The organism is Haloechinothrix halophila YIM 93223 (genome assembly GCF_000504245.1).
In the GTDB taxonomy this organism is placed as follows: domain Bacteria; phylum Actinomycetota; class Actinomycetes; order Mycobacteriales; family Pseudonocardiaceae; genus Haloechinothrix_A; species Haloechinothrix_A halophila.
Genome location: NZ_KI632509.1, coordinates 658,196 through 670,918, shown reverse-complemented (window position 1 = coordinate 670,918; position 12,723 = coordinate 658,196). Strand labels below are relative to the sequence as shown.

The window sequence follows — 12,723 nt, the reverse complement described above, 5'->3', positions numbered from 1 at the left end:
AAGACGATCAGTCCCCGGCACGGGGCACGAGCGGAGGTCCCTGGTGGCAGCCGAAGACATACGAAACGTGATCATCGTGGGTTCCGGACCCGCGGGCTACACGGCAGCGGTGTACGCGGGCCGTGCCCAACTCGAACCGCTGGTGTTCGAGGGCTCCCAGTTCGGTGGCGCCTTGATGACCACGACGGAGGTCGAGAACTACCCCGGATTCCGGGACGGCATCCAGGGTCCGGAGCTGATGGACGAGATGCGCGCCCAGGCCGACCGGTTCGGCGCCGAGTTGCGGTCAGAAGACGTCGAGCAGCTTGAGCTGGACGGGCCGGTCAAGTACGTCACGGCCAACGGGCAACGCTACGCCGCGCGCACCGTGATCCTGTCGATGGGCGCCGAGCCGCGCTATCTCTACGTGCCCGGCGAGCAGGAGCTACTCGGCAGGGGTGTGTCCTCGTGCGCGACCTGCGACGGCTTCTTCTTCCGCGACCACGACATCGCCGTGGTCGGCGGTGGCGACTCCGCGATGGAGGAGGCCACGTTCCTGACGAAGTTCGCCCGCAGCGTCACGATCATCCACCGGCGCGACGAGTTCCGCGCGTCCAAGATCATGCTGGAGCGCGCCCGCGCCAACGAAAAGATCAAGTGGAAGACGAACGCGCAGGTTACCGAGGTGGTCGGCGATGGCACCGTGAAGGGGCTGCGGCTCGCTGACACCGTCACCGGCGAGGAGTCGTCACTGGACGTGACCGGGTTCTTCGTCGCCATCGGCCACGACCCGCGCAGCGACCTCATCCGTGGGCAGGTCGAGACCGACGATGAGGGCTACGTCCGCACCGAAGGCAAGAGCACCTACACCAACCTGGACGGCGTATTCGCCTGCGGCGACCTGGTCGACAACACCTACCGGCAGGCGGTCACGGCAGCGGGCACCGGCTGCTCGGCCGCGATCGACGCGGAGCGCTGGCTCGCCGAGCACGGCTCCGCTACCGCGCACGAGGCGGCGGAGCTGGTCGGCGGCGGCTACGCGGCCACAGCGCCCGCCGGCTGAAGCGCTTCACGCCCGGCCTCGGCAGCGAGGCCACCCCAACATTCCAGGACAACCACACGCGACCCCGCAGGGGTCATGACCGACAAGGAGAAATTCGATGGCCGGTTCCACCGTCACCGTCACCGACGCCAGCTTCGCCGACGACGTGCTCACCAGTGACAAGCCCGTCCTGGTCGACTTCTGGGCCACCTGGTGCGGGCCGTGCAAGATGGTCGCTCCCGTGCTCGAGGAGATCGCAAGCGAGCACGCGGACAAGCTGACCGTCGCGAAGCTCGACATCGACCAGAACCCGGGCACCGCGCGGGACTTCCAGGTCATGTCGGTGCCGACGCTGATCCTGTTCCAGGGCGGCAAGCCGGTCAAGCAGATCGTCGGCGCGAAGGCCAAGGCCGCGCTGCTGAACGACCTCTCCGACGTGCTGAACTGAGCCAAATCCGGCATCAGGAACACCGCCGAAATACCACCCTTGACCTCGACGTCGACACGCCTTGACAGCGGTCAACTACCAAGGGTAGCCACCTCCGAACGCCACGTACGGCGTTCGGAGGTGGCCCCCTCCGGCCGGGCCAGCGCGCTGACCTGCTGACACGCACCGAGCGTTGGCTCAGCACGCGGCGATTGCGCCATGAGGTCAGAATCCCGGGCGCACCGACCCTCCCTACGCGCTCACGCAGAGTTCACAAGGCACAATGGAACCCCCGAGAATGACTCGGGGGTTCACCATTTATCGGTGAACGCTGGTGCACACGGAAAGAGCGAGGAGTGCATGCGGGTACTCCGCCGCGGTGATGTCGGGGCTGACGTCGCCGAAATTCGGTCCTTGCTGGTCGGCTTGGGCCTGCTAGCCCTGCCGAACGGTTCCGAAAGCGCTCAGCAGGCCGCTTTCGACGCCGAGATCGAACACGCCGTGCGCTCTTTCCAGCAGCAAAGAGGGCTGCTTACCGACGGCATCGTGGGACCAGCGACGTACCGGTCGCTCCGTGGCGCCAGCTACCACCTCGGCAGCAGGCCGCTCGCGTACCTGATGTCGGCTCAGGTGCACGGGGACGATGTCTTCACGCTGCAGGAGAGGCTTACCGAGCTCGGCTACGACAGCGGCAGGCCGGACGGCATCTTCGGCCCACGCACTGAACAGGCGCTGCGCAGCTTCCAACGCGACTACGGACTGCTGATCGACGGCATGTGCGGCGCGGCGACGGTGCGGGCGCTCAAGCAACTGTCGCCACGGGCACGCGGCGGCAGGCCGGTGTTCCTGCGCGAGCAGGAACAGGTCCGGCAGGCAGGGCCGAGGCTTCGCGGCAAGCGCATCGTCATCGACCCTGGCCACGGCGGCGACGACCGCGGTGTCTCGGTCGCGGGCGTGTGTGAGGCCGACATCGCGTGGGACCTGGCCCGCAGGCTCGAAGGCAGGATGAAGGCCACCGGCATGGAGGCGTTCATCTCGCGGGGGCCCCAGCGCGGCCCAACCGAGGCCGAGCGGGCGGCGTTCGCCAACGAGGCGGGCGCCGACCTATTTCTCTCGCTGCACTGCGACAAGAATGCCTCACCAGCGGCCAACGGCGTCGCCACGTTCCACTTCGGCACCGGCAACGGCACGACGTCCACGGTGGGTGAGCTGCTGGCCAGCTACATCCAACGGGAACTGGTCGCGCGCACCGGGTTGCTCGATTGCCGTGTGCACCCGAAGACGTGGGAGATCCTGCGGCTGACCCGCTGCCCCGCCGTGCGCGCTGAGATCGGCTACCTCACCAACGATGGCGACCGGGCGAAGATGTCCGACCCGGCGTTCCGGGACGTCGTCGCCGAGGGGATCCTCATCGCGATCAAGCGGCTGTACCTGCTCGGCGAAGACGACCAGCCGACCGGCACGTTCACGTTCGCCGACGTCCTCCGCCACGAGCTCGCGAAGCGCTAACGCACCCGTCACGCCCGAAACACTCACCTGCTCCGGGTGAGCTGCGGGCCGCTGACGGAGACGGTGACCTGGCCGAGCAGGTCTTCGAGCGCCGACTCGACATCTTCCTTCCATGACATGCCGGAGCGCAGCTCAAGCCGCAACAACGGCCAGCGGTGGTGCGGGCGCACCGTCTTGAATCCGACGCTGGCCAGGAACGCCGAGGGCACCACGCAGTCGTGAGTATCCCGCTCGGCGGCTCCGGGGTCGGCGTCGCCAAACGATTCGACGGCCTTCACGCCGCGTCGCGTGAGATCGCGCACGGCGGCCTGCACCAGGAGCCTGCCGAGCCCACCGCCTCGGAACTCCGGCAGCACATGGAACGCCGTGAGCAGCACGGCGTCCGGGCTTGGCGGCGACGTCGGGAACGCGGCGGCGCGGGGAACCGCGCTCGGCGGGGCGTAAAGCACGAAGCCGACAGGGAGGTCGTCGCTGTAGGCGACCCGGCCGCACGAGCCCCATTCCAGCAGCAGGCTGGATACCCAGGCTTCCTTCTCCAGCTCGGTCTCACCGAACTCCTCAGCGGTGCCCTTGAGGTGGGGCGCCATCTCCCAGTACACGCACCGGCGGCAGTGGCGAGGCAGGTCCTCCAGGTTGTCGAGCGTGATGCCGACGACATGACGGGACACTCCGACCTCCAGGAGTCCGGCAAGTTCTAACGTGCGTGCGGGCGGCAAGTGCGCCATCGGGATCTGCCCAGCGGGGGCGCCCGAACAACACGCGGCGCCGCGAGACCACGGGCACGAAACCCTGCCCTCGCCAGGATAAGCCGCGGGAACGGGCCACGGCTAGTCGCTGCCCACTTCTGGTTACGCATCGCCCGACCGGGTGTGATGCGATACGACGGCATCACCGCTGGTGGGCAGGAGCTGGTTACACTCGATGGACTGACCACCGCGACCTAGGTGACGAGCAGATGACTCCAGCTGATCCGAGTTCCCAGTCCGGTCATATGTCAGCATATGGCCAGGAAGGCGACACCACGCCCGCAGCAGGGCAGGCGCCGCGCAAGCTCGACCCCCATCTCGATCGCTACGCCGCGCGCACTGAGGGCATGACGGCGTCCGAAATCAGGGCGCTGTTCGCGGTGGCGAGCAGGCCGGAAGTGGTGTCGCTGGCAGGCGGGATGCCGAACCTGGCGGCGCTGCCGCTCGAGTCGCTCGCGAAGCAGCTGTCCGACACCATCGCCGAGGACGGCCAGGTCGCGCTGCAGTACGGCTCCGCGCACGGCGTGCCAAAGCTGCGGGAGCAGATCTGCGACATCATGGCGCTGGAGAACATCCAGGCACATCCAGACGACGTCGTCGTCACGGTCGGCTCGCAGATGGGCCTCGACATGGTGACGCGGCTGTTCTGCGACCCCGGCGACGTCGTGATCGCCGAAGGACCGTCGTACGTCGGCGCGCTCGGGTCCTTCACCGCGTACCAGGCCGAAGTCGTGCACGTCGAGATGGACGACGACGGCCTGGTGCCATCCCGGCTCGAAGAGGCGCTGACGCAGACCGCCAAGCAGGGCAAACGAGTCAAGTTCCTCTATACGATCCCGAACTTCCACAACCCGGCGGGCGTCACGCTCGCGGTGTCGCGCCGTGAGCAGGTGCTGGAGATCTGCCGCAGACACGGCGTGCTGGTGATCGAGGACAATCCGTACGGCCTGCTCGGTTTCGATGGCCAGATCTACCCTGCGCTGCGGGCGACGGACCCGGACAACGTCGTCTACCTGGGTTCGTTCTCCAAGACGTTCGCCTCAGGCATCCGGGTCGGCTGGGTGCTCGCGCCGCACGCGGTGCGGGAGAAACTGGTGCTGGCGGCGGAGTCGGCGACGTTGTGTCCGCCGACGCTGAACCAACTGCTGGTGTCGCGCTATCTGTCGACGCACGACTGGATGGGCCAGATCAAGAAGTTCCGCGAGATCTACCGGGAGCGCCGCGACGCGATCATTTCCGCGCTAGAGCAGCACATGCCGCCGGGCTGCACGTGGACTCACCCGGACGGTGGCTTCTACGTCTGGCTGACCGTGCCCGAAGGGGTGGACACCAAGGCGATGCTGCCACGCGCCGTGACCGCCAGGGTCGCGTACGCCTCTGGAACCGGCTTCTACGCGGACGGCTTGGGCAGCAGGCAGATGCGGCTGTCGTACTGCTATCCGACGCCCGAGCGGCTGAAGGAGGGCGTGCGTAGGCTGGCAGGGGTGCTTGAGTCCGAATTGGAGCTTGTCCGCACCTTCGGTACCGTCCACACTCGACTGACCTCGGGACCGGAATCACCGTCGCCGGACACCGCCTAGGCGCTCCGGCGCGCACGAAATCGTTCACACGCAAGGAGTTGTCCAGGGTGGCAGATCGAACCGTTGCCGTGCTCGCTGGCGGGCTTTCGCACGAACGAGACGTCTCGCTGCGTTCCGGCCGGAGGCTGTCGGCGGTGCTGCGCGATGAAGGGTTCCACGTGGAGGAGTGGGACACCGACGCCGAACTGATCACCCGGCTGCGCACCGAACGCCCCGCGGCGGTGGTGATCGCGCTGCACGGCGGTGAGGGCGAGAACGGGTCGGTGCAGTCGATTCTGGAGATGCTCGACATCCCGTTCGTCGGCACCTCCGCGCACGCCTGCCGCCGAGCCTGGGACAAACCGATCGCGAAGGCCGAACTGCTCGAAGCAGGGCATGCGACACCGGAGTGGGTGGTGCTGCCGCACGGCACCTTCCGCGAACTGGGCGCGCAGGCGGTACTCGACGCGATGGTCTCCCGTATCGGACTGCCGCTGATCCTCAAGCCAGACCAGGGCGGGTCCGCGCTCGGCGCGGAGGTCGTCACCGACGCCATCGAACTGCCGACGGCGATGGTCGGCTGCTTCGCGTATGGCGAGACGGTGCTGGCCGAACGCTATATTTCCGGCACCGAGGTCGCGGTGACGGTGATCGAGCTGAACGGCGAACCGACGGCGCTGCCCGCCGTGGAGATCGTTCCGGAAAAGGGGATCTACGACTACACCGCGCGTTACACGGCGGGACTGACAGACTTCTTCACGCCGGCGCGGTTGTCCGATGAGACCGCCCGCGCAGTCAGCGAGTTGGCGGTGGCCGCCCACAAGCTGCTCGGGCTGCGCGACATCTCCCGCACCGACGCGATAGTGGCCGAGGACGGCACAGTCCAGTTCCTTGAGGTGAACAACTCGCCGGGCCTGACCGAGACATCGACGGTGCCGATGGCGATCGAGGCGTCCGGGAAGTCGATCGGCACGATCTACTCCGATCTGATCGATCAGGCCATCAGCCGAGGCTGACACACCACCTCACGGCGACCATCACCGTGACGAAATAACGTCGGGTGATGGCATGCGGATTCTTCGGTGTCTGATTCGTCATTTTTATTCGATATGACGGCAGGCCGATTACTACGAGGACTTGTTCGGATCCATCAGCCCGACAATGCGCTCCAAGTCGTCGACCGAGCCGAACTCGACGACGATGCGACCTTTGCGCTTGCCGAGGTCGACCTTCACCTTCGTGTCGAAGGCGTCGGACAGCCGATCGGCAACCTGCTGCAGACCGGGAGCCTGCATCGGCTTCCGTTGCGGCTGCTTCGGCTTGGCCGGTTCCTCCCGCTTGGCGAGGGTGACAGCTTCCTCGGTCGCCCGGACGGAGAGTCCTTCCGACACGATGCGGCCGGCGAGGTCTTCCTGACCTTCGGGGTCTTCAAGCGACAGCAACGCGCGGGCGTGACCCGCCGAGAGCACTCCGGCCGCAACCCGCCGCTGCACGGGGAAGGGGAGCCGGAGCAGGCGGATGGTGTTGGTGATGACGGGACGGCTGCGCCCGATGCGCCCAGCGAGTTCCTCGTGAGTCACCTCGAACTCTTCCAGCAACTGCTGATATGCCGACGCCTCTTCGAGGGGGTTCAGCTGAACCCGGTGGATATTCTCTAGCAGGGCGTCGCGCAGCATCGCATCGTCGGCGGTTTGCCGCACGATCGCGGGGATCGTCTCCAGCCCGGCACGCTCGGCGGCACGCAGCCGCCGCTCGCCCATGACGAGTTCGTAGTTCTCGCCTTCGAGCTGCCGCACCACGATCGGCTGCATGAGGCCGAACTCGCGGATCGAGTGCTGCAGCTCGGACAGTGCCTCCTCGTCAAAGACCTGTCGGGGCTGCTTCGGATTCGGCGTGACCGAAGCGACGGGCACCTCTTGATAGACGGCACCCGCGACCTCACCACTCGGCGTGCCAACCGCACCATTCGCGGCGAACCAGTCAGCGTTGTTGACGACCTTGACGTTGGCCTGGGGGATGGCCTCAGTGTCGTTGTCGTCCGCCGCTGGGCCGGTCGGGATCAAAGCCGCGAGCCCTTTACCGAGCCCGCCCCTTCGCTCAACCATGCCTACTCCTGCTCCGCTGAGCCAGCACTCGTGCTGGCGTGAACGAGAATGCCCCGATAAGTATCGATCACGACGCCTCCTGGTGCTCGACGCCACGCTCAGCGACTTCCTTCGCCGCGTCGACGTAGCTCATAGAACCTCGCGAACCGGGGTCGTAGGCGAGCACCGTCTGGCCGTAGCCCGGTGCTTCGGAGACCTTCACGCTGCGGGGGATGATAGTGCGGAGCACGACGTCGCCGAAGTGGTTCCTGACCTCGTCCGCGACCTGGTCGGCCAGTTTCGTCCTGCCGTCGTACATCGTGAGCAGGATCGTTGAGACCGAGAGGTCGCGGTTGAGGTGCGCCTGCACCAGCTCGATGTTGCTGAGGAGTTGCCCGAGCCCTTCTAGCGCGTAGTACTCGCACTGGATTGGGATCAGCACCTCGTGTGCGGCCACGAGCGCGTTCACCGTGAGCAAGCCAAGCGACGGTGGGCAATCGATGAAGACGTAGTCGATGTCCATAGCGTCGAGCGACTGGCTGGTGAGCGCTTCCTTCAGCCGCGCTTCGCGGGACGTCATCTCGACCAGTTCGATCTCGGAACCAGCGAGGTCGATCGTGGCCGGAATACAGAAGAGGTTGTCCGACTGGTCGCTCACCGACGTCGCATCGGTCACCGAGACGTCACCGATGAGGACTTCGTAGATCGACGGCGTGCCGGACCGGTGCTCGACGCCGAGCGCGGTGCTGGCATTGCCCTGTGGGTCGAGGTCGATGACGAGCACCCGGAGACCGTGGAGGGCGAGCGCTGCGGCGAGGTTCACCGTGCTGGTGGTCTTGCCGACGCCACCCTTCTGGTTCGCGACCGTGATGACACGTCGCTTTGTGGGACGGGGGAGTGCATTTCCTTCGGGGTGAAGCACCCGCGCGGCGCGGAGCGCTTCTTCTGCGATCGGGGTCCAGCCGGGCGCGTTGCCGTGCTCGCCGGGGACAGCTGGCGGATTCACTGGTGCGGCCACCTCCCCGCGGCGTTCGTGGCTGGACTCGCTTGCCTGAGCGTGCACCGTTTCACGTGGAACATCCCTGTCTTGTCGTCGTGTAGCACCATTCAAGCTCCTCGACCGTACGACTAGCCCGACCTGTCACCCGTCGCGCGGCGTACCTCGCGCCGCTGGCGCTGGCAAACAGCCCGTCACCTGTGCGATCGGTCCGCGACCATCCGACGGTGCACACCCCGTCCGAGCGCGGCGACTTCATCCTCCCATGGCTGGGGTAGCGAGTAGAACACTCCATAGGCGCGTTGGATACGAAACACACCAGCGACGCACTGTCAGGGGCACTTTCGCCGAAATTGTCCCTGCGACTGGTCCACTCGCACGCGCTTGTGGATCCGCACCACGGTCGTCGGACGCTCCAGAGCGCCCTCGCCGCATCGGACCACGACAGGATCGAACCCACCCGCGGAACGGATCTGCTGGGCGTCCCGCTCGATCTCTTCTCCCGCGCTCTCACCCTTGAGTGCGAGCAGTTCGCCGTCACGCCGCACCAGCGGCAGACACCAGCGTGCGAGCTTACCCAGCGGCGCCACCGCGCGAGCGGTCACGACGTCCGCGGTGCCAACCTCCTTGCGCGCCGCCTTCTCCTCGGCCCGCCCCCGAACCACCGTCACGTTCGACAGCTCCAACCGGTCAACGACTTCGTGGAGCCAGTCGATGCGTCGCGCCATGGGTTCCAGCAATACGACGTCCACGTCCGGTCGCGCGATCGCCAGCGGGATGCCAGGGAAGCCGCCACCCGATCCCACATCGATCACCCGCGCGGCATCGGGAATCCGTTCGGACAGCACGGCGGAGTTGAGAACGTGGCGACCCCACAGGCGGTCAATCTCCCTCGGCCCGATCACGCCGCGGACGACGCCGCGGTTGACGAGGAAATCCACGAACTCCTCGGCGCGGTCGACGTGGTCACCGAAGACTCGCCGCGCTACGTCGGGGGTCGGAACGGAATGCTCAACCGCGCTCACTCGTCACGTCCTGCCGGTCGGTCGGGATGGATCGTGGTTGATTCTCCCGCACGCTCTCGCGATCACATGGGTCGCACCGCGTTTCACGTGAAACGGATCAAGCCGGCCCCGGGGTAGACGCGAGGTGGCGCCGCCGACGCTGAGCCGAGCCGGCAAGTCGGGACTAGTAGCCGCACACCAACCGGCGGTCGGCTCCCACAGCCATCCGCCCGGCACGACGCTGTCAATCGTCATCCGGTTACCGAACACCACCACGTGTCCGGCCACCACGCCGCACCTGACCTACGAGCTCCCGGCAATCCCCATCGGGTCTCGCGCGGTCATCGACACCAATGGGCTCTCCGCATCCCGCAGGCGGGCCCGCGCCTATCCCTCGACGAGCCCGTCAGCTCCTTCACCTACCAGCCCGGTCAAAGGAACCCGTAGCACTGCCCGGCCGTCGGTGGCCGCCACCGCGATACGACAGCCACGAGTCGGTGCGGTGCCTTCGTTCCGCTCCACGGCCTTCGGCGTCAGCGGCTACACGAGTCGAGCACCGCGCCTTGGCGTGACGTCGTTCGGTTTCACATGAAACTGAACGGAACCCAGGAGTTGACCGCTGGGGGGCCTCCCGCTTTCCGAAGCGCGACGGCGGGAGCCGTTTCACGTGAAACCCACCGATCCCGCCCACCCCATTAACCACAGTCGAGGTGGCGACCCGCCACACCTCGTGGTGGTCGACCTCGGCGCGAATCTAGTCCGCCAAGCTCGACCGGTTGGCACCAACCTCACCGCCACCGAACCGACGCGCTATCAACCCGCGTCCCAGCGCCGCGCAAGTATCACGAGTTCCGCCGCCAACTTCACCGCGCGTCGGTCACTGAGTCGGTCGACACCGAGCCGACTGTCCGAGACTGCCAGTCGCCCCACGCCTCGCACGGATTCCCATGAACGCGTCGAGTCGCCAAGCCGACCGATACGCGCTATCAACAGGTGCCGACCCGTCCAGGGGAGTGTCGTCATCGGCTTGCGGTCACGTAGCCGGACAGGCACCCCGGTCACCACGCGCCCAACTCCGCCGCTCTGACGCAACTATCCCGACCCCACGGGCTGTAGACAAAACAAACGGGGCGGCCCATTCGGACCGCCCCGTTGTCTGTCGTTTCGTCGATCAGGTCTCTGGAACAACCACGACCCGACGGCGAGGTTCCTCACCCTCGCTCTCGCTCGTCACGCCCTTCACCGCCGCGACGGCGTCGTGTACGACCTTGCGCTCGAACGGCGTCATCGGCTTCAGCCGCGCCGGTTCGCCAGCCTCGGCCACTTGCTCCGCCGTCGTCCTGCCAAGCTCGCTGAGCTCCTCGCGGCGATCAGCACGCCAGCCCGCGATGTCGAGCATCAGCCTGCTCCGCACCCCGGTCTCCTGCTGCACCGCGAGCCGGGTCAGCTCCTGGAGCGCCTCCAGCACATTGCCCCTCGGCCCGACGAGCTTGTCCAGATCCTCGCCACCGTCGATGCTGACGACAGCCCGTCCGCCTTCGACGTCCAGATCGATGTCGCCGTCGTAGTCGAGCAGATCGAGCAGGCGCTCAAGGTAGTCACCCGCGATGTCGCCCTCTTGCACCAGCCCCTCGTCGGCCTCAGGGGAGTGCTCCGTCCCTGCCTCCGTCTTCGTGTCGCCTTCCGCCGGCGCCGTTTCGGCGGGTTCCGACTCGACAGCCTGCTGTGCCGTCTCAGCCATGATCGTCTCCTTCGTTGCCCTAGCGCCGCTTCCGGTCGGCCTTCTTCTTGGCGGTCTCGCTCGCCGAGTCCGATCCGCTCGAACCGTTCTGTGGCGCTGTACTCGATGGCTCGGTCGATGAGTTTCCAGACGACTTGCCCTGTGCCGTCTTGTCGCCAGATGAGTTGGACGACTTGCCTTGCCCCTTGGCCTTGCCCTGATTAGTGCCCTGCTTCTTCGCCCCGGTGCTCTTCGATGCCCCTGTGTTCTTCGATGACGCAGTGGACTTCGGGGAGGGCTTCGACGACGCGGTCTTCGCTGCGTCACCCTTGGACGAGCTGTCCTTCGACGCGGCATCCTTCGAGGGCGTGCCCTTGTCGGCAGTGCCCGAGGCGCCATTCGCGGACGTCGTAGTGGAGCGCTTCTTCTGCTGGGTCGGCTTCTGGCCCGGCTTCGGTGCGAGGCCACTCCGCTTCTCAGTCTGCTCGGCCTTCTTCGCCTCTTCTTCGCGGTCGATCCTGGTGTAGACGATCCGCTGCTGCATCAGCGTCCACGCGTTATTGGACAGGAAGTAGATCAGCAAGCCGAGCGGCAGGAAGGCACCGAACACGAGCAGACCGATCGGGAACACGTACAGCGTCAGCTTGTTCATCATGGCTGTCTGCTGCGTCGCCGAGGCGGGATTCTGCCGCTCGACCGAGTGCCGCGCGGTGAGGTGCGTCAGCACACTGGCGAGGATCATCAGCGGGATGGCGACCGGAATCGCGGTGGCGTGGAAAGCACCCGCACCGGTTCCGCCAGTCAGACCGGTGTTGTAGATCGCCTCACCGAGGTGCGAGCCGAACAAATCGGCGTCGATGTACTGCTTGACGCCCGTGCGGTCGAAGAAGTAGTTACCCCAGGTCGTCTCGCTGTAGTGGAACTGGAACGCGCGCAGGGTGTGGTTCAGACCGATGAAGACCGGGACCTGCAGCAGGATCGGCAGGCAGCCACCGAGCGGGTTCACCCCGTGCTCGCGCTGCAGCTTCTGCATCGCCTGCGCCTGCCGCTGCTTATCGTTGGCGTAGCGCTTCTGGATCTTCTTGATCTCGGGAGCGAAGTCCTGCATCTTCTTCATCGAGCGGACTTGGCTCACGAAGGGCTTGAACAGGATCGCCCTGACGGTGAAGGTCAGGAAGGCGATGCCAAGTACCCAGGAGATCGCATTGGTCTCGCCAAGCACGAAGCCGAACACCTTGTGCCAGACCCACAAGATGAATGTGACCGGGTAGTAGAGAAGGTATTCGAACACTACGGCAACTCCTGCGTCGAACTATCAAGGTCCGGATCATCCGGGGGATTCGTGGTCTCAGGCTGAACACGGAAGCTGAAGCGGTCGGGCACGAAGTCGAACCCGCCCGGGTGCCACGGACCGCACCGAAGTAACCGGCGGACGGTGAGATAGAGCCCACGGAACGCGCCATGCCGGGTCAATGACTCGACGGCGTAGGCACTGCAGCTGGGGTAGAAGCGGCAGCTGGGCGGAAGCAGCGGGCCAATCGCCACGCGGTACAGCCGAATGGGCAGCAACAACACCCAGGCCAGCGGGCTGGGTGTTGATGCGGGCTCGGTTGACGGCACGGTGTGGTGATCGCTCATCCGGCCGTCACCTTCTTC

At 66.3% G+C, this 12,723-nt stretch carries 12 protein-coding genes; 5 read left to right on the top strand and 7 right to left on the bottom strand.

Features of this window, described 5'->3' with window-relative positions; genetic code table 11:
* Positions 1–43: 43 nt before the first annotated feature.
* The 3 genes from trxB to AMYHA_RS03085 all read left to right on the top strand — a co-directional run bounded on the left by trxB (position 44) and on the right by AMYHA_RS03085 (position 2,957).
* The gene (gene trxB, locus AMYHA_RS03095; protein WP_034267772.1) at positions 44–1,042 is read left to right on the top strand and encodes a thioredoxin-disulfide reductase; all 999 of its coding nucleotides are present in this window, start codon (positions 44–46) and stop codon (positions 1,040–1,042) included.
* 97 nt (positions 1,043–1,139) lie between these two features.
* The gene (gene trxA / locus AMYHA_RS03090) at positions 1,140–1,469 is read left to right on the top strand and encodes a thioredoxin (protein ID WP_034267769.1); all 330 of its coding nucleotides are present in this window, start codon (positions 1,140–1,142) and stop codon (positions 1,467–1,469) included.
* Between the two features lie 339 nt (positions 1,470–1,808).
* Entirely contained in the window at positions 1,809–2,957 is a 1,149-nt protein-coding gene (locus tag AMYHA_RS03085) for an N-acetylmuramoyl-L-alanine amidase (protein ID WP_034267766.1), read from the top strand.
* Positions 2,958–2,980: 23 nt separating this feature from the next.
* On the opposite strand, the gene AMYHA_RS03080 is transcribed toward AMYHA_RS03085, so the two are convergent.
* Positions 2,981–3,625, bottom strand: a complete 645-nt coding sequence (locus tag AMYHA_RS03080) for a GNAT family N-acetyltransferase (RefSeq protein WP_034267762.1) — start codon at positions 3,623–3,625, stop codon at positions 2,981–2,983.
* 323 nt (positions 3,626–3,948) lie between these two features.
* Here AMYHA_RS03080 and AMYHA_RS03075 point away from each other — a divergent pair, with 323 nt between their 5' ends.
* Positions 3,949–5,283 carry an aminotransferase-like domain-containing protein gene (locus AMYHA_RS03075; protein ID WP_034267758.1) on the top strand — a complete coding sequence of 445 codons (1,335 nt, stop codon included), beginning with the start codon at positions 3,949–3,951 and terminating at the stop codon, positions 5,281–5,283.
* A gap of 47 nt (positions 5,284–5,330) precedes the next feature.
* Positions 5,331–6,278, top strand: a complete 948-nt coding sequence (locus AMYHA_RS03070) for a D-alanine--D-alanine ligase family protein (RefSeq protein ID WP_034267756.1) — start codon at positions 5,331–5,333, stop codon at positions 6,276–6,278.
* 111 nt (positions 6,279–6,389) lie between these two features.
* On the opposite strand, the gene AMYHA_RS03065 is transcribed toward AMYHA_RS03070, so the two are convergent.
* The 6 genes from AMYHA_RS03065 to yidD form a co-directional block, all read right to left on the bottom strand.
* Entirely contained in the window at positions 6,390–7,367 is a 978-nt protein-coding gene (locus AMYHA_RS03065) for a ParB/RepB/Spo0J family partition protein (RefSeq protein WP_034267754.1), read from the bottom strand.
* 67 nt (positions 7,368–7,434) lie between these two features.
* A complete protein-coding gene (locus AMYHA_RS03060; RefSeq protein ID WP_034267752.1) occupies positions 7,435–8,352 on the bottom strand; it encodes a ParA family protein in 918 nt (305 codons plus the stop codon).
* Positions 8,353–8,675: 323 nt separating this feature from the next.
* Positions 8,676–9,368, bottom strand: a complete 693-nt coding sequence (rsmG, locus tag AMYHA_RS03055; RefSeq protein ID WP_034267750.1) for a 16S rRNA (guanine(527)-N(7))-methyltransferase RsmG — start codon at positions 9,366–9,368, stop codon at positions 8,676–8,678.
* 1,150 nt (positions 9,369–10,518) lie between these two features.
* Entirely contained in the window at positions 10,519–11,088 is a 570-nt protein-coding gene (locus tag AMYHA_RS03050) for a Jag family protein (RefSeq protein WP_169732894.1), read from the bottom strand.
* A gap of 19 nt (positions 11,089–11,107) precedes the next feature.
* On the bottom strand, positions 11,108–12,358 hold the full coding sequence (yidC, locus tag AMYHA_RS03045) for a membrane protein insertase YidC (RefSeq protein ID WP_084036767.1): 1,251 nt from the start codon (positions 12,356–12,358) through the stop codon (positions 11,108–11,110).
* Positions 12,358–12,705, bottom strand: a complete 348-nt coding sequence (gene yidD / locus AMYHA_RS03040; protein WP_051400311.1) for a membrane protein insertion efficiency factor YidD — start codon at positions 12,703–12,705, stop codon at positions 12,358–12,360. The genes yidC and yidD overlap by 1 nt, the downstream gene beginning before the upstream one ends.
* Between the last annotated feature and the right edge of the window lie 18 nt (positions 12,706–12,723).